The sequence below is a fragment of the Streptomyces sp. NPDC001868 genome, from assembly GCF_040297125.1.
In the GTDB taxonomy this organism is placed as follows: domain Bacteria; phylum Actinomycetota; class Actinomycetes; order Streptomycetales; family Streptomycetaceae; genus Streptomyces.
The window spans coordinates 185005-206980 of the sequence record NZ_JBEOYO010000014.1 but is presented as its reverse complement, the minus strand read 5'-3'; the positions used below and the strand labels follow the sequence as shown (position 1 = coordinate 206980).

General features: G+C 67.1%; 17 protein-coding genes. 6 read left to right on the top strand and 11 right to left on the bottom strand.

The features are described from left to right. Positions 1-3: 3 nt before the first annotated feature. The 3 genes from ABT147_RS19185 to rpsO form a co-directional block, all read right to left on the bottom strand. Complete coding sequence (locus tag ABT147_RS19185) at positions 4-1383, bottom strand: M16 family metallopeptidase (RefSeq protein WP_351407458.1); 1380 nt, start codon at positions 1381-1383, stop codon at positions 4-6. Continuing rightward, positions 1380-3599, bottom strand: a complete 2220-nt coding sequence (locus tag ABT147_RS19180; RefSeq protein ID WP_351407456.1) for a polyribonucleotide nucleotidyltransferase — start codon at positions 3597-3599, stop codon at positions 1380-1382. The genes ABT147_RS19185 and ABT147_RS19180 overlap by 4 nt, the downstream gene beginning before the upstream one ends. 530 nt (positions 3600-4129) lie before the next feature. Next, on the bottom strand, positions 4130-4417 hold the full coding sequence (gene rpsO, locus ABT147_RS19175; RefSeq protein WP_030041128.1) for a 30S ribosomal protein S15: 288 nt from the start codon (positions 4415-4417) through the stop codon (positions 4130-4132). A 729-nt stretch (positions 4418-5146) separates the two neighbouring features. On the opposite strand from rpsO, the gene ABT147_RS19170 reads away from it, so the two are divergent. Next, positions 5147-5440, top strand: a complete 294-nt coding sequence (locus ABT147_RS19170) for a DUF397 domain-containing protein (RefSeq protein WP_351407453.1) — start codon at positions 5147-5149, stop codon at positions 5438-5440. A gap of 119 nt (positions 5441-5559) precedes the next feature. Here ABT147_RS19170 and eccD read toward each other — a convergent pair whose 3' ends face one another. Continuing rightward, a complete protein-coding gene (gene eccD / locus ABT147_RS19165; protein ID WP_351407504.1) occupies positions 5560-7068 on the bottom strand; it encodes a type VII secretion integral membrane protein EccD in 1509 nt (502 codons plus the stop codon). A gap of 363 nt (positions 7069-7431) precedes the next feature. On the opposite strand from eccD, the gene eccCa reads away from it, so the two are divergent. Beyond that, positions 7432-11406 (top strand): type VII secretion protein EccCa, encoded by a 3975-nt coding sequence (gene eccCa, locus ABT147_RS19160; protein ID WP_351407451.1) that lies wholly within the window; start codon positions 7432-7434, stop codon positions 11404-11406. Between the two features lie 122 nt (positions 11407-11528). Here the strand turns inward: eccCa and ABT147_RS19155 are convergent, their stop codons facing one another. The 3 genes from ABT147_RS19155 to ABT147_RS19145 form a co-directional block, all read right to left on the bottom strand. Then, positions 11529-11828: a WXG100 family type VII secretion target gene (locus ABT147_RS19155; RefSeq protein ID WP_351407449.1), complete on the bottom strand. Its 300-nt coding sequence runs from the start codon at positions 11826-11828 to the stop codon at positions 11529-11531. A gap of 75 nt (positions 11829-11903) precedes the next feature. Then, the gene (locus ABT147_RS19150) at positions 11904-12248 is read right to left on the bottom strand and encodes a WXG100 family type VII secretion target (protein WP_351407447.1); all 345 of its coding nucleotides are present in this window, start codon (positions 12246-12248) and stop codon (positions 11904-11906) included. 53 nt (positions 12249-12301) lie between these two features. Further along, a complete protein-coding gene (locus ABT147_RS19145; protein ID WP_502983116.1) occupies positions 12302-13525 on the bottom strand; it encodes a S8 family serine peptidase in 1224 nt (407 codons plus the stop codon). 1275 nt (positions 13526-14800) lie between these two features. Here ABT147_RS19145 and ABT147_RS19140 point away from each other — a divergent pair. Next, the gene (locus ABT147_RS19140; protein WP_351407444.1) at positions 14801-15469 is read left to right on the top strand and encodes a hypothetical protein; all 669 of its coding nucleotides are present in this window, start codon (positions 14801-14803) and stop codon (positions 15467-15469) included. Here ABT147_RS19140 and ABT147_RS19135 read toward each other — a convergent pair. Then, a complete protein-coding gene (locus ABT147_RS19135) occupies positions 15388-15801 on the bottom strand; it encodes a DUF2563 family protein (RefSeq protein ID WP_351407442.1) in 414 nt (137 codons plus the stop codon). The genes ABT147_RS19140 and ABT147_RS19135 overlap by 82 nt on opposite strands. A gap of 510 nt (positions 15802-16311) precedes the next feature. Here ABT147_RS19135 and ABT147_RS19130 point away from each other — a divergent pair. The 3 genes from ABT147_RS19130 to ABT147_RS19120 all read left to right on the top strand — a co-directional run bounded on the left by ABT147_RS19130 (position 16312) and on the right by ABT147_RS19120 (position 19819). Further along, a complete protein-coding gene (locus ABT147_RS19130) occupies positions 16312-16818 on the top strand; it encodes a hypothetical protein (protein ID WP_351407440.1) in 507 nt (168 codons plus the stop codon). Positions 16819-16926: 108 nt separating this feature from the next. Beyond that, on the top strand, positions 16927-19239 hold the full coding sequence (locus ABT147_RS19125) for a hypothetical protein (RefSeq protein WP_351407437.1): 2313 nt from the start codon (positions 16927-16929) through the stop codon (positions 19237-19239). 73 nt (positions 19240-19312) lie between these two features. Next, on the top strand, positions 19313-19819 hold the full coding sequence (locus tag ABT147_RS19120) for a hypothetical protein (RefSeq protein ID WP_351407435.1): 507 nt from the start codon (positions 19313-19315) through the stop codon (positions 19817-19819). Between the two features lie 441 nt (positions 19820-20260). On the opposite strand, the gene ABT147_RS19115 is transcribed toward ABT147_RS19120, so the two are convergent. From ABT147_RS19115 to mycP, 3 genes are read right to left on the bottom strand one after another with little or no spacing between them, the layout of a single operon-like run. Next, on the bottom strand, positions 20261-20509 hold the full coding sequence (locus ABT147_RS19115) for a hypothetical protein (protein ID WP_351407433.1): 249 nt from the start codon (positions 20507-20509) through the stop codon (positions 20261-20263). Continuing rightward, complete coding sequence (locus tag ABT147_RS19110) at positions 20506-20682, bottom strand: hypothetical protein (RefSeq protein ID WP_351407431.1); 177 nt, start codon at positions 20680-20682, stop codon at positions 20506-20508. Before ABT147_RS19110 ends, ABT147_RS19115 begins: the two co-directional genes overlap by 4 nt. Before the next feature lie 11 nt (positions 20683-20693). Next, on the bottom strand, positions 20694-21923 hold the full coding sequence (mycP, locus tag ABT147_RS19105) for a type VII secretion-associated serine protease mycosin (RefSeq protein WP_351407499.1): 1230 nt from the start codon (positions 21921-21923) through the stop codon (positions 20694-20696). Positions 21924-21976 lie beyond the last annotated feature (53 nt).

Genomic DNA, 21976 nt, shown 5'->3' with positions numbered 1-21976 from the left:
GGGTTAGGCGACGGCTTCGTGGAGACGGGACGCCTGTTTGTCCTTGAGCGGGCCGATCACCGACAGGGACGGACGCTGCCCCAGGATCTCGCGGGCCACGGCACGGATCTCGTCCGGGGTCACCATGGCTATCCGGGTCAGCATCTCGTCGACGGACATCTGCTCGCCCCAGCACAGCTCGCTCTTGCCGATGCGGTTCATGATCGCGCCGGTGTCCTCCAGGCCGAGAACCGTGGAGCCGCGGAGCTGGCCGATGGCGCGCTCGATCTCGTCGTCCGGCAGCCCGTGCTCGGCGACCTGGTCGAGCTCGTCGCGGCAGATCTTGAGCACGTCGTGCACCTGGGAGGGCCGGCAGCCGGCGTACACGCCGAAGAGGCCGCAGTCGGCGAAGCCGGACGTGTACGAGTACACGCTGTACGCGAGGCCCCGCTTCTCCCGGACCTCCTGGAAGAGGCGGGAGGACATGCCGCCGCCGAGCGCGGTGTTGAGGACGCCCAGGGCCCAGCGGCGCTCGTCGGTGCGGGCGAGGCCGGGCATGCCGAGGACGACATGGGCCTGCTCGGTCTTGCGGCCGATCAGCTCGACGCGGCCGGCCGTACGCAGAGCGCGGCGGCCGTCGCGCGGGGCGATCGGGGTGGCGTCGGGGCGATCGAGGGCGCCGGCGCTCTCGAAGGCGGCGCGGACCTGTCGTACGACCTTGTTGTGGTCGACGTTGCCCGCGCAGGCGACCACGAGGTGGGTCGGGTCGTAGTGCTTCCTGTAGAAGCGGCGGATGCGGTCGGCGGAGAGGGCGTTGACCGTGTCGACCGTGCCGAGGACCGGGCGGCCGAGGGGGGTGTCGCCGAACATGGTGTGCGCGAAGAGGTCGTGCACGCAGTCGCCCGGGTCGTCCTCGGTCATCGCGATCTCTTCGAGGATGGCGCCGCGCTCGACGTCGACGTCCTCCTCGCGGATGAGCGAGCCGGTGAGCATGTCGCAGACCGTGTCGATGGCGAGCGGCAGGTCGGTGTCGAGCACGCGTGCGTAGTAGCACGTGTACTCCTTCGCCGTGAACGCGTTCATCTCGCCGCCGACCGCGTCGATCGCGGAGGAGATGTCCAGCGCGCTACGGCGCGTGGTGCCCTTGAAGAGCAGGTGCTCCAGGTAGTGGGTGGCGCCGTTCAGCGCGGGCGTCTCGTCGCGGGAGCCGACGTGCGCCCAGATGCCGAAGGTGGCGGAGCGCACGGACGGCAGGGTCTCGGTGACGATACGCAGGCCGCCCGGGAGGGTGGTCTTGCGGACCGTACCGATGCCGTTCATGCCCTTGATCAGGGTTTGGGTACGGGCGACGGCCCGCGCCTCCGTGGAGGTGCGGGCCGTCGCCTTGGAGCTACGGGACGTCACTTGTCGCCGTCGTCCTTCTTGTCCTCGGAGCCTTCTTCGCCCTCGATCACGGGGATGAGGGAGAGCTTGCCGCGGGAGTCGATCTCGGCGATCTCGACCTGGACCTTGGAGCCCACGCCGACGACGTCCTCGACGTTCTCCACGCGCTTGCCGCCGGCCAGCTTGCGGATCTGCGAGATGTGCAGCAGTCCGTCCTTGCCCGGGAGCAGCGACACGAACGCGCCGAAGGTGGTGGTCTTGACGACCGTACCCAGGTAGCGCTCGCCGACCTCCGGCATGGTCGGGTTGGCGATGCCGTTGATCGTGGCGCGGGCGGCCTCGGCCTGCGAGCCGACCTGGGCACCGATGTAGATGGTGCCGTCGTCCTCGATCGTGATCTCGGCGCCGGTGTCCTCCTGGATCTGGTTGATCATCTTGCCCTTCGGGCCGATGACCTCGCCGATCTTGTCCACGGGGATCTTGACGGTGATGATCCGCGGGGCGTTGGGGGACATCTCGTCCGGCGTGTCGATCGCTTCCATCATCACGTCGAGGATGTGGAGGCGGGCGTCACGGGCCTGCTTGAGGGCCGCGGCCAGGACGGAGGCCGGGATGCCGTCCAGCTTGGTGTCGAGCTGGAGGGCGGTCACGAACTCCTTGGTGCCGGCGACCTTGAAGTCCATGTCGCCGAAGGCGTCCTCCGCACCGAGGATGTCGGTGAGGGCGACGTAGTGCGTCTCGCCGTTGATCTCCTGGGAGATCAGGCCCATGGCGATACCGGCGACGGGGGCCTTGAGCGGCACACCGGCGTTGAGGAGCGACATGGTGCTGGCGCACACGGAACCCATGGACGTCGAGCCGTTGGAGCCGAGGGCCTCGGACACCTGACGGATCGCGTAGGGGAACTCCTCGCGCGTCGGCAGGACCGGCACGATGGCGCGCTCGGCGAGCGCGCCGTGGCCGATCTCGCGGCGCTTCGGGGAGCCGACGCGGCCGGTCTCGCCGACGGAGTACGGCGGGAAGTTGTAGTTGTGCATGTAGCGCTTGCGGGTCACCGGCGAGAGGGTGTCGAGCTGCTGCTCCATGCGGAGCATGTTGAGGGTGGTGACGCCCAGGATCTGGGTCTCGCCACGCTCGAACAGCGCCGAGCCGTGCACGCGCGGGATGGCCTCGACCTCGGCGGCCAGCGTACGGATGTCCGTGACGCCGCGGCCGTCGATGCGGACCTTGTCCTTGATGACGCGCTCACGGACCAGGGACTTGGTCAGCGAGCGGTACGCGGCGGAGATCTCCTTCTCGCGACCCTCGAACTGCGGGAGCAGCTTCTCGGCGGCCAGACCCTTGACGCGGTCCAGCTCGGCCTCGCGCTCCTGCTTGCCCGCGATGGTGAGGGCCTGCGTCAGCTCGTCCTTGACCGCGGCGGTGAGCGCCTCCAGGACGTCGTCCTGGTAGTCGAGGAAGACCGGGAACTCGCCGGTGGGCTTGGCGGCCTTCGACGCGAGGTCGGCCTGGGCCTTGCAGAGCACCTTGATGAAGGGCTTCGCGGCGTCCAGACCGGCGGCGACGACCTCCTCGGTCGGCGCCTCGGCGCCGCCCTGGACCAGCTGGATCGTCTTCTCGGTGGCCTCGGCCTCGACCATCATGATCGCGACGTCGCCGTCCTCCAGGACGCGGCCCGCGACGACCATGTCGAAGACGGCGTCCTCGAGCTCGGTGTGCGTCGGGAAGGCCACCCACTGGTTGTTGATCAGCGCGACGCGGACGCCGCCGATCGGACCGGAGAAGGGCAGACCGGCCAGCTGCGTGGACGCGGACGCGGCGTTGATCGCGACGACGTCGTACAGGTGGTCGGGGTTGAGCGCCATGATCGTGGCGACGACCTGGATCTCGTTGCGCAGGCCCTTCTTGAAGGACGGGCGCAGCGGGCGGTCGATCAGCCGGCAGGTGAGGATGGCGTCCTCGGAGGGACGGCCCTCACGGCGGAAGAAGCTGCCGGGGATCTTGCCGGCGGCGTACATCCGCTCCTCGACGTCCACCGTGAGGGGGAAGAAGTCGAGCTGGTCCTTGGGGTTCTTGGAGGCGGTGGTGGCCGACAGCACCATGGTGTCGTCGTCCAGGTAGGCGACGGCGGAGCCGGCGGCCTGGCGGGCCAGACGGCCCGTCTCGAAACGGATGGTGCGGGTGCCGAAGGAGCCGTTGTCGATGACGGCCTCGGCGTAGTGGGTCTCGTTCTCCACTAGCAAATTCTCCTCGTCTTCGTCCCTGGTCCCGCCCGTGTGGCAGGGGGACGGTGGCGGAGAAGCGCGCCGTCTGGTGCGGGCCGGTCTTCGATCGAAGCCCTCGGGGTCGCAATCTCCCGGGGGCCACTACCGAGGACCGGCGGCGGCGAGGTGCGCTTCTCCTCGTTCGGTGTGCGTGCGGTCGCCCGTGCCGGGCGCCCTTACGCTGTGTCGTGCGTATTGCGTTGTGCTACCACACTACAAAGGGGCGGTGACACTCCGCACGTTTCCGCACGTACGTCCCGCGTGCGGCGGGGCCGCGCGCCCCCTTTCCGACGTTCCGGATCCGGTGTTCCGGTTGTTCCGGCTTGCGGCGGGGTCACGTGAGTCGCGGCGGGTGGGGCGGGTGCCGCGGGGTGCGGCGGGTGCCTCGTGTGTGGCGGGTGCCGCGTGATGCGGCGGGTGCCGCGGGGTGTGTACGCAAAAGGATGCGTACAGCAAAAGGAGCGGTCCCCATTCTCCCGGGAACCGCTCCCCTTCACGGCGTCTTACTTGGCGCCCGCCGCACCGCGACGGATGCCGAGGCGGTCGACCAGCGCACGGAAGCGCTGGATGTCCTTCTTGGCCAGGTACTGCAGCAGACGGCGACGCTGACCGACCAGGATCAGCAGACCACGGCGGGAGTGGTGGTCGTGCTTGTGGGTCTTGAGGTGCTCGGTCAGGTCCGAGATCCGGCGGGAGAGCATCGCGACCTGGACCTCGGGGGAGCCGGTGTCGCCCTCCTTGGTACCGAACTCGCTGATGATCTGCTTCTTCGTAGCGGCGTCGAGCGACACGCGATACTCCTCTTGAGTCTCATTGATGCCACCGAGTGCCCCTGGTCTGCTTCTCAGGGGGGCTTCTGTGACTCGGGTGACGGGGTCCGTCGGGGGCTCCCCCAGGTGAGGGGTGCGCACGCGAGCGGCCATCGGCCAGGGTATCAGGCTGGGGGGACGCGGCTGACCGGGGTCGGTCAGCGCCGTCGAGGACGACGCTCCCGTAACCGGCGGTGGCACGGCAGGCTCATGCCCGCGGCGGTGGGGCCCTCGTCCGGATGGGGGCTCTTGCCGGGGTAGGCGACGGCCGTCCAGCCGGCCACGCTGACGTGGCGCGTCACCGCACACAGGGGGCGGGGAAGTCGAGCCTGCAGCTCCTCGCTCTCGTCGCCGTGGGCACCCCCTGTTCCTGGTCTCCGATGCCCTTCGCGAAGACCCTCTCCGTCGCCCAGGTGCCGACGGACTGGATGTTCCTGCCCACGGTCTTGACGGGTCGCTCACCGGCCGTGGCCTTCCTGCGTGTCGGGGACGCTGTCGGCCGGGCGTGGGTACGAGGGACGATCAAGGACCATACGGCTCTTCGTACGGGGGCGGCGGCGGGCGTGGAGCTTTGGTGAGGGGTGCCCGTGCCTGTAACGAAGCCGACACCCCTCGTTACGGTCGTACCCGGGCGAACCCCTGAGCAGCGAGAACGGCAGCAAGTAGGGTGACCACACAGTGCGTTGGCGCAGAGGAAGGATCGGAGCCGTCATGGCCGAGGCCGAGGACGAAGAACTCAGGGCACGCAAGGAGCGGGAGAAGGACGAGCTCTACGCGCTCGACATCTCGGGCGTCGAGTGGCACAGCGCGCCCGGCACCGAGGAGCACGAGGAGCGGGTGGAGATCGCCTACCTCCAGGAGGGCGCCGTGGCCATGCGTTCGTCACTCGACCCCGACACCGTGCTGCGGTACACGGAGGCGGAGTGGCGGGCATTCGTACTGGGGGCGCGGGACGGGGAGTTCGATCTGGAACCGGCTCCGCACAACGGAGGGCTCGACGCGTAGCCCGGGCGGCAATGGACCGGGCAGTACCCATGGGGCAGGGAACCAGGTATCGGCTCCCTGCCCCATGGGTTTGCACGACGCGCCGAGCGCCTGACGCCGTATCCGGGTCAGGCCCCCCGCTAGCCGGTCATGCCCCGGACCTGGGCGTACACGTCGAAGACGGCCAGAGCGAGCGGGATCAGGGTGAGCAGGACGAAGGTCTCGGCGATCTCCAGGAAGCGTCCCCAGAACGGGGTCACACCGCGCTGCGGGGTGATGAGACCGATCGCGGTGACCAGGACGGCGGCCGCCGCGATGGCCGCGGCGAGCCAGACGCTGCGGATGTCGAGGGCGGTGGTGTCGCCGAGGAGGGCGTCGCGCACATAGTCCCGCGGCGGGTTCAGTACGAGCCCGAGTCCGAGGAAGACCAGGACCATGAGGCCGGCCGCCAGGGTGGCGCCCACCTGCGCGGTGTAGCGGAAGAGATGAGCGCGCATCAGCATCGCCACACCCGTGGCCAGTGCCAGAAGCTCCGCCCACATGTTCCCGGAGAAGCCCAGGACGATCGAGGCGCCCACGGAGACGAGCGCGCAGCCTCCGACGAGGCCGACGAGGAGCTCGTGGCCGCGGCGGGTCTGGGCCGCGATGCGCTCCACGTCGATGGGCTCCTGGGGGACCGGCTCGCCCGCGTCGTAGCCGCCCCAGGACGGATTGGGCGGTTCGAAACCGATCGGCAGCCGTGCGAAGCGCATGGACAGACCGGGCAGGAAGGCGAGCGCGACGACGGCGAGCGGGGCGCAGACGGCGGCGGTCTCCATGGGGCGCAGATCCGTGAGGATGGCGATGAAGGTGGTGATCAGGCCGATGGCGGAGGCGAAGACGAAGGCGACGAAGGGGCCGTCGCCGCCGGGCGACACCAGGGTGAGGACGACGGCGGCGAGCAGCACCGCGGTGCAGGCGAGCAGGAACTGCAACCGGCCGACGCCCTGCCCCTCGGAGAGAGGCAGCAGTCCTGAGCCGGCCACGGCCATGTTCGGGAGGGAGCCCAGGCCCAGAGCGATGGCGGAGCCGCGATCGCCGTACACCCGTGCGCGCACGCAGGCGACGGTGAGCAGCAGGAGCCCGAAGACGCCGGCGATCACGCCTTGGAGGCTGTACATGTCGTGACGGAGCTCGGAACCCCAGGCCACGAACGCCAGCAGCGCCGGCAGGACACCGCCCGCGATGAGGCCGGCGGCCCGGGTGAGTTCACCGTTCCACAGGGTGCGGTCGCGGGTGACCGCGGCGGCTACCGCCTCGGAGACATCGTCGACGACGGCCGGCGGCAGCGAATCGGCGAACGGTCGCAGCGTGAGCAGTTCTCCGTCGAGGATGCGCTGCGCGGCGAACGACCGCGCGCCGTCGAGGACGGTGCCGTCGCGGAGTACGAGGTGGTAGCCGACGGGAGCCCCCTCGTCGGGGTTCTGCTGGGACAGCCTCAGGATCTCCGGGTACAGGTCGGCGACCGGTACGTCGTCGGGCAGCGCCACGTCGATACGACTGTCGGGTGCCACGATGGTGACCCGGCAGTAGCCGAAGCCCATGCCTGCCCCGGAAGGGGCTCCGGTACCCGGTCCGCCGGTCGCGCCGACCGGCGCGGAGGCCGTCATGCTCACCTGCTGTTCCCCCTCGTCAGTGGTCGGGCGGTCGGCCACGCCGCCGCGCAACCGCCCGCCCGTCCGCAAAGATCCTGTGTAGGTTGCGCCGCGCCGCGCGTGCAACCGGGCAACGATGCCGTCCCGCCCGGGTGTCGCGGGGCGGCGCTTGGTTCCGAGCGTTGCGGATTGCCCGGTTTTCCCAGAACGAATTGCCTGGTTCTCCCGGAACGATTCGCAACTGCTCACGCCCCTCACGGGCACCCTACCGCCCGTCGATGTCAGCGGTTGTCAGTAGGATCGCCCTTCGCGATCGACGTCCGCCGGACACGGGGCTGCGGACGAAACGACTCGGTCCGGCAAGGGAATTGGTGCGTAGTGAGCCACATCGTCGTCAAGCGCCCGCCGCGGGCGCTGCCGAAGGAAGTGCCCACGGACGAGGTGGTGCTGCAGCCTCCGCCGGAGCTTCCGCGTGGGCAGCAGGAAGGCGCTCTCATGCAGCTGTTGCCCATGCTCGGCATGGGCGGTTCCGTGGTGTTCTTCTTCAACCCGCAGGCCCAGCCCTTCATGAAGATCATGGGCATGGTGATGATCGCCTCCACGATCGCCATGGGCGTCGCGATGCTCGTCCGCTACCGCCGCGGCAATCAGGGGCAACTGGCGGACATCCGACGGGACTATCTGCGCTATCTGTCACAGACCCGGCACCACGCCCTGGCCACCGCGAGGGCCCAGCGCGACGCCCAGTACTACCTGCATCCTTCGCCGGAGCAACTGTGGGCGCTGGTCGCCGAGGGCAGCCGGGTGTGGGAGCGCCGCACCGGTGACGAGGACTTCGGACAGGTACGTGTGGGTCTCGGGCCGCAGGCCCTGGCCACTCCCCTGATCTCACCGCAGACCGCTCCGGTGGACGAGTTGGAACCGCTGGCCGCCGGGGCCATGCAGCGTTTCCTGGCCACGCACAGCACCCTCGAGGACCTGCCGATGGCGGTCTCGCTGCGCGCCTTCTACCACGTGACGATCAGCGGCGAGCCCGGCACCGTACGCGGAACCGCCCGAGCGGTCACGGCCTGCCTCGCGTCGCTGCACTCCTCCGAGGACATGGTCATCGCGATCGCCACCGGGCGGGAGACGGCACCCGAATGGGAATGGGCGAAGTGGCTGCCGCACACGCAGACACGGGGTGTCGCGGACGGCGCGGGCAGCATGCGCCTGATCGCGACCGATCCGCTGGAGCTGGAGGACCGGCTGGCGGACGTCCTCCAGGGCCGCCCCCGTTTCCACCCCGCCGCTCCCCCGGTCCCCGAACAGCCGCACCTGGTCGTCGTGCTCGACGGTGTCTCGCTGCCGCCCGCTTCCCTGCTGGCCGGCCCCGAGGGCCTGCAGGGCGTGACGGTCGTCGAGATCGTCCCCGGAGACCTCAGCTTCGGACGCGGTGACCTCTCGATCGTCGTGCAGCCCAAGGAACTGCGCCTGGAGTCGGCGCACGGCATGGTCTACGAGGGCACGCCGGACGTCCTGTCGTACGAGGCCGCCGAGGCTCTCGCCCGGCAACTGGCGCCGCTGCGCATGGCATCGGGCGGTGACGACGGCGAACCGCTGCTGGCCAACCTGGATTTCACGGAGCTGCTGAACCTGGGCGACGCGGCCTCGGTCGATCCGCGGCGCACCTGGCGTCCGCGTTCGCAGTCCGAGCGGCTGCGGGTGCCGATCGGCCTCGGCGAGGACGGCCGGGCCGTGATGCTCGACCTCAAGGAGGCCGCGCAGGAGGGCATGGGCCCGCACGGCCTCTGCGTCGGCGCGACCGGCTCCGGAAAGTCGGAGCTGCTGCGCACGCTGGTGCTGGGGCTGGCCGTGACCCACTCCTCCGAGACGCTGAACTTCGTCCTGGCGGACTTCAAGGGTGGTGCGACCTTCGCCGGCATGGCCCAGATGCCCCATGTGGCGGCCGTGATCACCAACCTCGCGGACGACCTGACCCTCGTCGACCGCATGGGCGATTCGATCCGCGGTGAGCTGAACCGCCGCCAGGAGTTGCTCCGCGATGCCGGCAACTACGCCAACATCCACGACTACGAGAAGGCCCGCGCGGCCGGTGCCCCGCTCCAGCCCATTCCGTCACTCGTCCTGGTGATCGACGAGTTCAGCGAACTGCTCACCGCGAAGCCGGACTTCATCGAGATGTTCGTGCAGATCGGCCGTATCGGCCGTTCGCTGGGCGTGCACCTGCTGCTCGCCTCGCAGCGTCTGGAGGAGGGCCGACTGCGGGGGCTGGAGACCTATCTGTCGTACCGGATCGGTCTGCGGACGTTCTCGGCGGCCGAGTCACGCGCCGCGATCGGCGTCCCGGACGCGTACGAGCTGCCGAACGTGCCGGGCTCCGGCATCCTGAAGTTCGGCACGGAGGAGATGGTGCGCTTCAAGGCGGCGTACGTCTCCGGGGTGTACCGCACGGGTTCCGAGCAGGCCGTCGTGCCCGGCGGACCGCTGCCGGTCGACCGACGGCCCGTGCTGTTCACCGCGGCCGAGGTACCGGTGCAGTACGCGCCGGTGCCGCAGCAGCGCCGGGAAGAGCCCGACGAGCAGCAGGACGACGCGCTCGCCGACACCGTGCTGGACGTGATCGTCCGGCGTCTGGAGGCCCAGGGTCCGGCCGCGCACCAGGTGTGGCTGCCCCCGCTGGACAGCCCGCCGTCGCTCGACGCGCTGCTGCCCGGGCTGGCTCCGGTGCCGGGCCGCGGGATGACGCAGCCCGGCTACGAGGGCGCGGGGCGGCTCGTCGTCCCGGTCGGCCTCGTCGACAAGCCGTTCGAGCAGCGGCGCGAACCGCTGTGGACCGACTTCGGCGGCGCGGCCGGCCACATGCAGATCCTGGGCGGCCCACAGTCCGGCAAGTCGACGCTGCTGCGTTCGCTCATCGCGTCGTTCGCGCTCACGCACACCCCGTACGAAGTGCAGTTCTACGGGCTCGACTTCGGTGGTGGCGGTCTGTCGGCCGTGGCCGGGCTGCCGCACGTGGGCGGCGTGGCCTCACGCCTGGACCCCGAGAAGGTCCGTCGTACGGTAGCCGAGGTGTACGGCATCCTGACGCGCCGCGAGGAGTACTTCCGTGCCGCGGGCATTCCCTCGATCGCCGAGTTCCGTGCGCGCCGCGCGCGGGGCGACATCTCGGTGACCGACCAGCCCTGGGGCGACGTGTTCCTCGCCATCGACGGCTGGGGCAACTTCCGTACGGACTACGAGGCGTTGGATCCGGTGATCCTGGACATCGCGGCGCGCGGCCTCGGTTACGGAATCCATCTGGTCCTCACCGCCTCGCGCTCCATGGAGGTCCGGTCGAACCTCAAGGACCACCTGATGAACCGCCTGGAGCTGCGGCTCGGCGACCCGATGGACTCCGAGTTCGACCGCAAGGTGGCGGCGAACGTGCCCACCGGTGTTCCCGGCCGCGGTCAGACACCGCAGAAGCAGCACTTCATGGCAGCGGTCCCGCGGATCGACGGCCTGTCCTCCGACACGGACCTGGCGGAGGCGACGGCGGGCCTCGCGGCCGAGGTCGGCCGGCACTGGCAACAGGCCGGCGCTCCCGAAGTACGTCTGCTGCCGCGGGAGTTCCCGGCAGCGCAGCTGCCACCGGGCAACCGCTTCCCGAACCGTGGCGTCTCCTTCGCCCTCGACGAGGACAGCCTCGAACCGGTCTTCGTGGACTTCGACCAGGACCCGTTCTTCCTCATCTTCGGCGAGAGCGAGTCCGGTAAGTCGAACCTGCTGAAGCTGCTCATCAAGCGCCTCACCGAACGCTACGACGGCAACAGCTGCAAGCTCTTCGTGGTCGACAACCGCCGCGCGTTGCTGGGTGTCACCCCGCCTTCGCATCTGGCCGAGTACATCCCCATGTCGAACCAGATGCAGCATCACATGGACGCGCTGGCCGACCTCATGCAACGCCGCACGCCCACGGCGGACGTCACGCCGGAGCAACTGCGCGACCGCAGCTGGTGGCGTGGACCCACGGTGTTCGTGATCATCGACGACTACGACCTGGTGTCCACGTCGAGCGGCAACCCGCTGTCGGGGCTCACGGACATGCTCCCGTTCGCCCGTGACGTCGGCGTCCGCTTCATCATCGCCCGCTCCACGGCGGGCGCCGGACGCGCCGGCTACGAGGCGTTCACCCAGCGCATCAAGGAACTCGGCGCACAGGGCGTCGTCCTCGCGGGCGACCAGGGTGAGGGGGATCTGCTGGGCGGTGTCCGACCGCGGCCGATGCCGGCGGGGCGGGGCGTGTTCGTTTCGCGGAAGCGGGGGAAGCCGTTGGTTCAGGTGGGGTTGGTGGAGGGCGGGGAGGCGTGACGGGTGGCCGGCCGTCGACGAACGGTTGGCTGACGGTCAGCTGATGTGCAGGGAGGCCCCAAAACCACGGGGTGGGCGCCTCCCGCGCGCGCCCACCCCGCAACTGCCCGACAAGTGTCGGCCTACTGAAGGTAACTGGCGCCCTTCTTGTCACCTTCCATGTAGGTACCACCGGCCGTGGCCACGACGTGGCCGATACCCGTGAGTGCGGTGTGGATGTCGCTGGCTTCCTTGTCCCACCTCTCCAGCTTGCCCTTGAACGTGTCCTGGGCCTCACCCTCCCAGTACTGCACGCTGTTCTCGACGAGCCTCTTCAACTCCCGCAGGTCCTGCTCAAGGTCCCTGGCCTCGTTGGCAATCTTGGTCGCCGTGATGTCGAGCGCGTCATAAGTGACGGAAAGCCCGTCGGTGTTGTTGCCCATGCCTGCCTACCTCGTCTCGCTGATGCGTGCCTGATGAGTGCCGGTGTCCGGCTTTGGTCCTTGATGCGGCTCGACTCAGTAGGAGCTCAGCGGGGAGACCGTGGGAGCGCCGTCCTGGAGGTCAATCCTGTTGACCGCCGCACGCACCTCGTCTTCCTTGCTGTCGATGATGTTGCGCGCCGAGGTCATCGCGTCGATGACATCAGCGAGGATGTTGCCCATGTTCCGCAGCGACTCGTTGATCTCGAACTGCTTCTTGTCGAACGCGGCTCGGCCGATTCCGTCCCACTGACCGGTTTCCAGGCTGTCGATAATTCCCTGCAGCCTGTGCACGCGTGACTTGACGTTCTCGTACTTCTCTAGCATCTGCTTCTGGAGCAGAATTACTGCATCGTTTTCGAGCTTCTGCTTACTGACCATGGTCAGGCGTCCTTCCTGTTACGTGTTTCTGGTCCAACGGCTCGCGCCCGAGGTCACCTGGCGCGCCGCGCCCGCATGACAGCCACGCCGACACCGCCGAGCACGACAGCCGCGGCGGCCGAGCCGAGCGCGATCCACAGGATGTTGCTGTCATCGGGCGATTCCGCGACCGATCCCGCCGCCGAGGTACCGCCGTTGGAACCCTTTTCGGGAGCTTGCGACGCGGTTGATGGAGAGGGGGAAGGCGAGGGCGAAGATGCCGAGTTGGCCAGGAGGTCTCCGCCGTTGTCCTGTTCGAGGGGGTCTACGTTGGCGGGGCCGGCGTTGTAATCGGGGTCTTCGAGAACAATCCGAGGACGGACGAGCCCATAACCCGCGTACTTGCTCGGCTCATCCTTCGGCCACGTACGGCTGGCCGTGTCGATCAAGGAACGGGTGACCTGGTTCACCGACCAGTCCGGGCGAGCGGACCAGATCAGGGCGGCGGAGGCTGAGGCGATGGCAGCCGCGGCACTCGTGCCTTGGTCGTCATCGCAGTACGAGCGGAGGTTCCCGTCGCACCACCCGGGGAAACCCTCCCCTGGCGCCACAAGATCCACATAGTTCCCGGACGAAGCGAACTCCGACACTGTTCCGGATTCATCTACCGCCGACACGCCAATTACATAGGGATACGCGGCTGGATAACCGATCCTGCCCTTGTCGCTGCCCCCGTTACCAACTGCCGCAATGAGCAACTTGCCTTTGGAAGCGGCGTACTCGATAGCCGACTCTTCCTTGGAGCTGGGTCCCTCCGCTCCGAACGACATGCTGATGATCTGCGCGTCAGTGTCGGCTGCCGCCCTGATCGCGGCTGTGGTGTCGGGCGTTTTCTCCAGTTCCTCCGCCTCGCCCTTCATTTCCTCAAGCTCGATGCGATACGGGACGATCTTCGCCCCCGGGGCCAACCCCTGCAGGCCTCCTCCCGCTCCCGTACCCGCGATCAATTCAGCCATGGTCGTTCCATGGCCGGTGGCGTCGTCCGTGGCTCGGTACGCGACCGGTTCGGGAACCTCGTCGGCCAGGACCTGCCCCTTCAGGGACGGGGTATCCGCGCTCACCCCGCTGTCAATGAGCGCGACCTTGACGCCCTTCCCCGTGCTGATCTTCCACATCTGCTCGGCCTGCATCGGTTCCAGGTACCACTGCTTGGACTGGGCGTCGTCCGCAGCAGCATTCGGGGCGAATCCCGTACTCACGGCCGCCAGGGCGCCGATGACCGCGCCCACAGCCCGCACTCGACTACCGCTGCGCGATCCGTGGAACATGGCCTGCTCGGCTCGTCGGCTGGTCGCTGACCTCATCGTGTTCCGTGTCCTCGCTCGCGCTCAGTTGACGACCGGCGGCACATCGCGCCGCGGCCTGTTGGGCAGGGGATTCTCTTCTTCATCGACCCGCTGATCGAGGCGCGGCGATTCCTGAGCATTCCCGTCGTCACCGGGCGTCCCTCGACCAGGGCCGCGCACGAGACCCGCACCGCCACGGGTCAGACCATTGCGCTCGGCTCCCGTAACGGAGTTGCGTGCCGCCGGCCTACCCGTGACAGCCTCGGATGTCCCCGTACCGCTACGAGAAGGCGTCACGCGTGAACTCGGCCTCGCGGTGGACTCGGGTGCTCCGAAAACCCCACGCTGACCCGGTCGACCACTAGTGGGCCGTGAAGTGGCTGCCCCCTCGCCACCTACGACTGTGCCGCGAGGAATCCTCGCCCCACCCTTCGCGGAAGCGCCGCCGGCAGCCATGGGCTGTCCACCGACAACTCCGTTGGCCCGACCCGCTCCGGTCACAGGACCGCCGTTCGCCCGGTGAGCCACCGTACCGCCGGCTCGCGGCGTGCCCCCGGTGACCGCACGGCCCACCTGGGACGACTGCGATCCGGAATCCATGCCTCTGGTCGTGGGCTGCCCGGTCGACGTGGCACGTCCCATCTGGTTCATGGGCGCTTGTCCCGTGGAACGCCCAGGAACCGAAGTGGGCGCCCCGGGCGTACCAGTACGCCCTTGAGCCGACGCAGGGGTACGAAGACCACCTGCTCCGCCCGAGTTCCGACCTGACGTGCCGTTGGCGACCGGTGTCCCGAGACCGCCCTCGAACATGCTCGACTGCCCACCACCTGGAACAGGAGTACCCAACGCCGACGGCGTATGACCGGTCACGGGCGGAGCCGTGGACGGTGGCAACGTGCCGACGCTGTCGATATGGGTATTCACAGGCTCATCCGGGTACGTGGTCTTGCCCGTGATGTTTTTTGCGGACCCCGGATGGTCACTCGGGCCGTGCCTGGTGGCGTCATCCGTCACGGCAGCGGGATGACTCACGACAGTTGTCGTTCCGAATTCTCCAGTCCCGCCCGAGGCAGATCCTCCGGGGCGATACTCGTTCACAGGCCGCGGAACCCCCACGTCAGGCATGGTCGTGAACTCAGGCGTCTTGTCCTTGGCGGGCAGGGACGCCAGCACCTCTTCGGAGACCGCGTAGTACGACGCCAACCGGTTCATCTGGTTGATCGCCTCTTGGCGATCCTTCTCCACCCGTACGGCAGCCTCGTACTCGCCCTTGTCCGCGGTTTTCTCCGCGTCCGTGAAGTGCTCAGGCCGCTTCCGGCTCGCTTCCGGGTCTCGGGACGGCATGGCGCCGCGCACAGACGCGAGGCCCACGGCGGCAGCGGTGATCTGATCCCCCGCCGACCCGGCGAAGTCACTCAGGTGATGCGTGTTGGTGACGAGCGAACTACCCCATTTACGGAAGGCGTCACCCGACTCTCCGACCCAGTGGACATTGTCGATGTGGCCTTCGAGTTCGTCGGCTGCTGCCCTGATGGCATCACGCGCATCCCACAAGGCCTTGCCCGAGGATTCCAGATCCTCGGGGTTCGTCCGCTCAACGAGGTCAATCAGCTGATTGAGGTCGAAGTCACGCTTCTCGAAGTCTGTCCGATCCGCGATAGTGCGCCCGAACGAAGTATCCACGAAGGCCGAGCGCATCATGCGGTGGAGCAGCCCACCTTGCGGACGGCTCTCAAACCCACGGACGATATCCGTGACGCCGTTCTGCCCCTCAACGCGGCCGAAGTCCGCCTCGTGCTGTTTATCAGTCATCGTCACGCCTTCATGCCGCTGCGACCGTCGCTGGCACGCTGCTTGCCATCCTGGATCTCCCTGACCTCTCCCTGGATGGCGTAGAACCGCTGACGCAGCTCCTCTTCGAGATTGTCGAACCCCCGATGCGCACCCTGAACCGCGATGGCGGTCGCCTCGATCTGCAGATGCAAGGTCTTGGACAGAGACGTCAGCTCTTGATGGACCCGGTTGTACTGCGTGTACAGGCCATCGGCCTCGGGGAAGATGCCGTCCGCCCCGGCACTCAGCGACGTGGACCTGATCGTCTGGGCGCCCACTTTCGTCGGGTTGCCCGCCGACGTCTCAAGGTCGCGGAGAACCGCGTCCACCCGCTTCACGAACTTGTCCAGAGCCTCACCACTGGCCTCCAGGTTCGCCGCCCTTGCCGCCGACACACCCCCAGTCACCTCAGCCGGAAGCACGACGCTCCTCCCCGTTTCCCCGTAGAACCATCGCCCCCGACATGACCGAGACCTGGCCGACCGCTCACCGTACGATCGCAAAGCGATCCACGTCCCACGACGCTTTCACCACTGTAGTCAACCCGTGGAACGGGGCCAACAGCAATGTGCGGCAGCTCGGTTACGAGACCGATCAGCTGTCACAGTTCGCCCGTCTTGCCTGTTCACTGCGAACGGGATGCGCACGGCTGGCCGCGCGCAGGGCCTGCCTGGCCCTACCTCATGATTCAGCGCCGTCGCGGTCACGGCGTCACGCTGCCTGCGATCTTCTTCGCATCTCCTGCGAACCTTCACGGCCGACAATCCGCGCACAGCGGGCTTGCCCTGACTGCTCCTTGGGCCGGGTTGCTAACTTGATTGATCGCCACACCATCGGCGACAGCGTCTGTCCGACGCGGTGATCGCGAGAACGGCCGACCGAGCACACGGGGGAAGGTTCTGCCCATGGCATGGGAAGAGTGGGAGCAGCTCAAGGCGGAGGCGGCCGAGCGGCAGTCGACCCACATGCGGTTGAACCAGGTCGAGGGTGGTGGCGCCTCTTCCGCGCTTCCGGAGAAGTACGGCGTCCTCAAGGCCAGTCAGACCGATCTGAGCAAGATCGGCAAGATCGCGCACACCCTCTACAACGATCTGTGGGACAAGGCCCGCGTCGCCGTCCCCAGCAGTGACTCGGCGGCCGGCGACCTGTCGAGGCAGGGCTTCGCCCTGGGCGCCGGCCTCCAACACGTGTCGACGCGATGGGAAGAACAGCTCAAGTCCCTGATGGACGCCGTCGCGCACATCTCGAACCACATGCACGTCACCACGAAGCTGCACAGCGGGGGCGAAGGCTTCATCCAGCGGCAGATGAGCAGTATCGACGCGCTGGACGCCGGTTTCGACGAACGGGTCGGGAAGCCTGGCGCCAAGAACCCGGCCTACTACCCGGCCGAGAGCGAGAAGAAGGAGTAGCGGTGGCTCGGTTCCGAGAGCGGCGTCGTTGCGCCAGACCGCCCGGTACCGACATCCGCGCCGCACATCACCCGGCCCCTGCTCCCCTTGCTCCGAGGACGAAACCCCATGCAGCTCGACACTCTCCTTCACGCAAGTTTCACCCTGCTCGATGACGCCGTCACCGACTGGTCGACGCTCGTCGATCGACTCGATGACCTGAAGAAAGACGCCGAGGACGGGCTGCACCAGGCCGCCAACAAGGCCAACTGGGCCGGAATGAACGCTCAGGTGTCCAAGGAGTTCATCGGCAAGACGGCGGGCGAGTTCGCCGATGCCCACACCCAGGCCAAGACCATTCACAGCATCCTCAGCGACACCCGGGGCGAGCTGAAGAGGTATCACCAGCAGCTGACCGGGGCCATCGACCGCGGCCGGAAGAGGAATCTGAAGGTCATCGGATACGAGGGCGGGTTCACCGTCACCTCGGACGTTCCCCCGGAAGGCCGGGCCAAGGCCGACTCGGACAACCAAGGGGACATCACAGCGCTTCGCGACGAGGTCCAGGGGATTCTGGACAAGGCCACCCAGAGCGACGACTCGGCCAGTACCGTCCTGAAAGCCATCGCCGACCAGACCCAGCTGGGCTTCTCGGACGCCAACTACTCCGACCGGGATTCTGCGGCCGCGGCCGTCAAGGCGGCCAAGGATCTGGCCAGGCTCGCGAAGAAGGACCCCGACGATCTGACGGTCAAGGACTTCGACACGCTCAACGACGGGCTCAAGAAGTACGCGAACGATGGCCTCTTCGGCGAGACGTTCGCGACGACTCTCGGCCCGAAGAAGACCCTTGAGTTCTGGACGGGTGTCACCGATGCCAACAGAGGCAACTACGAACTGGGGCACAAGCGCCTCGACCAGTTCGACGACCTCCAGCGCAACCTCGGCCTGACACTGGCCCATGCCTCTCAAAGTGACTCCGTCGCCATGACCGAGTGGAAACGCCAGATGATCGACATCGGCGACAAGCCGATCTACGGCAACAACGGCGGGCCGATGGGCTTCCAGGTCATGAGCAACCTGATGCGCACCGGCAACTACGACGACCGGTTCCTGCACGACTACGGCACCAAGCTCATGGACACCGAACGCAAGCTCACCGGCAACGGCGAGCACGGCAACGGGGCTTGGCGGCACATGGGCGGCAGCCCCTGGCTGAACCGGATCGGAGAGGACAGCGGCTCCGACCCACTCACGGGTTACTTGAAGGGGTTGTCCAACAGCCCCGACGCGGCTACCGATTTCTTCAATCAGCAGTACGTCTCGAAGGACGATCCGGACAACCCCTTCGAACGGGACTCGGACGACGCCAACACCTACAAGGGCAAGGTGTCACTGTCCAACTTCCAGTACCTGTTCGAGGAGCGGGACTGGCCTCAGGATGTCGACTCGAAGGGCGATGATCTCCACACGGGCCAGAACACTCTGGCATTGGCACTGGAAGCTGCGACCACGGGGCACCCGGCGGGAGAACTGCCCACACTGGACACCCCGCCGCACAATGCAGCTCAAACCAATCTCATGGAAAGTCTTGTTGCATCGATCAGTGACGACCCTGAGCGCCTGACAGGCAACGGATACATGTCCGATAGCATCGGGCAGATCACTTCAGAGTATCTACCCGACATCAACCGCGCCGCGTCAGGCGTGGAAAAGAACGAGGATTCAGAGAAGTGGAAGGAGATCGAGAATCTATATCCGATCGTCGGCTCCGAGGCCAAGCTTGAGCACATCGATGTGAGCAAGCTTCTCTTTGCGGTTGGCCATAACCCCGAGGGTTACGCCGCTGTCGAGGTCGGACAGAAAGCCTACCTGGGCCGACTGATGGATCATCACCTAAATCCTGATCTACCGGCAGATCAGCGCATTTCCGATGATCACGAAATCATCGTCAGGCAAATCGCAGAAAGGTCAGGAGAAATTTCCGGAACTCTCAGGCTCGGCATTCAGGATGAGATCGGAGACACCGCCTCAAACAAGGATAAGGAATATGAGCAGTCCGTTGCACAGCGCAAGAACTGGATCTCCGGCGGAGTTGGCACCGCCGTCGGCGTGGGCACATCTTTCGTAGCGACTCCTTGGGTCGGGGCACTTGCAGGTGGCGCTGCCGGCACTGCGACCAGTGTCATCCTGGAGTCGGTCTTCCAGGATGCCGAAGGAAACGCCAAGGCAGATGCGGAGAAAACCGGTGGGCAGGTCTGGAACGAGGGCTGGAAACAGAACACGAGTATTACAGAGGATGCGGTACGCGCTGCGGCGGAAACCTATCATTTGGACTCTGGCGATCTCGGAATGACGGCCCGAGGGGCCGCAAGTCAGGGCTATGTCAACGCGCGAGCCATCCTGGAAGGCCAAATCCCGGGAAGCACCACGGACGGCTAATGGCACCCAGTCTCACTGAGGAATCTTAATGAATAGTCAACGGACGGCTCCATGGCCGCATCACCTACGCGCCGTGGCTACCGCCGCAACCCTTGTCTCCGTGCTCTCAGCATGCAGTAACGATGGACCAGAACGCGAATACGCGATCCCTGCCACGCTGTGTGGAACTGCAATCGACAGCGACGACCTTGCGCCGTTTCTCCCAGCGGGCAAAGATATTTCCGTGAAGGGCGACTCACGCTCTGGGATCAAAGACTGCGAGGTGGTCATCGACAATGTGCTCGTCGTGACCACGACTCAAGCCTGGCTGGAAGACGGAAGAACAACAGCATACTTCGCGTCCGGAAAAACTCTTGACACACCCACACATTCAGCAAACGGAGGCAGGTTTCAGTATTCGGGAAGGGAGGCCTTCGGTAAAACCCGTAACTGCATTGACGCCAAGTACAGGCAAGAGCTGTACACAGCAGTGCAGGCGCAGGGTTCGAAACACACGGATGCCGACGCCATGAAACGACTGATTATCTCTTACACCAGCGAGGTCGAGACGTCAGCCGAGTGCACAGGAGGAGCGCAATAGACAAGGAGAAGGTGCGCTCAGTCAGAACCCCGGAAGCCTCCCGGACGCCTCTGTGGGATTTCACTAACCGCTACTACATTCGGGTACTAGTGCTATTGGAAAGACCACGGCATCTGGCAAGTCATCGGATCATCCCGAGCACCTGTACGCCGTGATCCAGGTGTTCTTGAGGACTCCAGCATGTGCAACGGAGACGTACTCCATCATCACCGGCTGGACGACGGCCGGGAGAGCCGATTCGAGTCTCGTATTCCCAACCAGGGCTCCGCGCTGGCTATTTCAACGCACTTCATTGTCCGCCGCACTGCAGCCGCTCTTGAAGGCCGATCGAACTGCTCCCGACCACCCGTGTCGTGGGGCGCTCAGTTCCTCTTCTGCAGCAGCCCTCCGCAGCTCGCTTCAACTGGATCCTGTTGGCGGCGAGATGACCGCCCTGCTCTGTCAGCACTCCCCACCCTCCCCCTCCACATCAAGCCGATACCCCCGATAAGTCACCGGCCCCAGCGCACCCGCGACACCCGGCGGCGTGTAGTCGTCCTCCTTCGAGCGGATTCGTTCGATGTGTACGCAGAACGCCGTGCCCGCCCCGTCCCCCTTGACCGTGAAGTGCGCGTCGGTGTCGGTGTTGGTGGGGACCGGATAGGCGTCCACGCCCGACTGGGGGGCGGCTGCGCCGCCGTTCTGTGTCACCTTGTCTTCGACGAGGGTCGCGTAGTCGTGACGAGGGTGATGCGGGCCACGGTGAAGGCCGCGTCCGGGAGTTCCTCGGCCGATGGGTTGACGCGGGAGCGCCAGGCTCGTACCCGGTCCGCCTTGACGCAGGCCATGGCCAGCAGGGCGGCGGGCAGGACCAGGCCCAGCACGGTCAGTCAGGTCAGCGCGTCCATGCGCCGTCTCCCGGCCGTCGTCGCTGCCCGCGCCGCGAGTCCCGCACCGCCACCGCCGTACCGCTCAGGCCCGCCACCAGTACCAAGCCGCCCACGGCCACATACGTCGCGAGGCGGGTGTTCCGTTCCTCCGCGGACTCACCGAAGTGCAGCGGGGTGACCGAAGGGGCCTCGCCCCTGGCCACTCCCGCCTCGGGCTCCGGGCTCTCGACCGGGTGCTGCGGGTCCACGTTCGTCAGGGCCTTGACGGGGTCGATCACTCCCCAACCGACCAGAGGGTCGTGGCCGGGGATCGAGCGTTCCGCCGTCTGCTCGATCTGGGCGACGACCTGCTGAGCCGTCCAATCCGGATACTTGGACTTCAGGAGGGCCGCCACACCGGCCACGTACGGCGCCGAGAAGCTCGTACCGTTGTCGGCACAGTGACCGCCGCCGGGAACTGTGGAGATCATGTCGACACCGGGGGCAGCGACTCCCACGAAGTCTCCCGATTGTGAGAAGGACGCCCGTTCGTTGTTCCGGTCGGAGGCCGCCACCGCCAGGACTCCCTCGTACGACGCGGGGTACGTGGCCTTGTGGCTGCCGCCCAGGCCGTCGTTGCCGGCCGACGCGACGACCACGACCTTGCGATCGAGGGCGTAGTCGACGGCCGCCTCCAGCCGCTCGTCGGGTTTCACGGCGTTGGCCGTGTCCTGGGAGATGTTGATGACGTCGGCGCCCGCTTCCACCGCGTGGCGGATCGACGACGCCAGGGTGAGGGCGGTTCCGTCGCCCTCGGCGTTGTTCTGCTTGACGGGAATGATCCGGGCGTCCGGGGCCAGGCCCACGAAACCGGTCCCCTTCATCGGTCGGGCCGCGATGATGCCGGCCACGCGCGTGCCGTGGCCCACCGTGTCGGTGGTGCCCTGGTTGTTGCCGCGGTCGATCTTCTCGCCCTCGGAGTTCTTCGCCGGGAGGTAGTTCGCGCCCTTGGAGGCGTCCACGGCTTTGGTGAGCTGCGGGTTCTTGACATCCACCCCGGTGTCGATCACGGCCACCTGGACGTTCTTGCCCGTGGACTGGGCCCACAGTTCGTCGAGGTTGACGCGTTGCAGAGCCCAGGGGCGGCCCGCGTAGGGCTTCGACGAGAACGTGCACTGGCCGCCGTCAGCCCACGCTGTGGTCGCGGGGAAGGCGAGTACGGAGCCGGTGGCGATCAGTGTGGTCGCCACGGTCATGGTCGCCGGTCTCGCCGTCGAACGGCCCACGCGGCTCCAGAGCTTTCGCGTCC

Coding starts and splice junctions, on each gene's coding strand:
- ABT147_RS19170 (WP_351407453.1), top strand. CDS start 5,147: ATGGCCGAGGCCGAGGACGAAGAACTCAGGGCACGCAAGGAGCGGGAG.
- eccD (WP_351407504.1), bottom strand. CDS start 7,068: ATGACGGCCTCCGCGCCGGTCGGCGCGACCGGCGGACCGGGTACCGGA.
- ABT147_RS19155 (WP_351407449.1), bottom strand. CDS start 11,828: ATGGGCAACAACACCGACGGGCTTTCCGTCACTTATGACGCGCTCGAC.
- ABT147_RS19150 (WP_351407447.1), bottom strand. CDS start 12,248: ATGGTCAGTAAGCAGAAGCTCGAAAACGATGCAGTAATTCTGCTCCAG.
- ABT147_RS19130 (WP_351407440.1), top strand. CDS start 16,312: ATGGCATGGGAAGAGTGGGAGCAGCTCAAGGCGGAGGCGGCCGAGCGG.
- ABT147_RS19125 (WP_351407437.1), top strand. CDS start 16,927: ATGCAGCTCGACACTCTCCTTCACGCAAGTTTCACCCTGCTCGATGAC.
- mycP (WP_351407499.1), bottom strand. CDS start 21,923: ATGACCGTGGCGACCACACTGATCGCCACCGGCTCCGTACTCGCCTTC.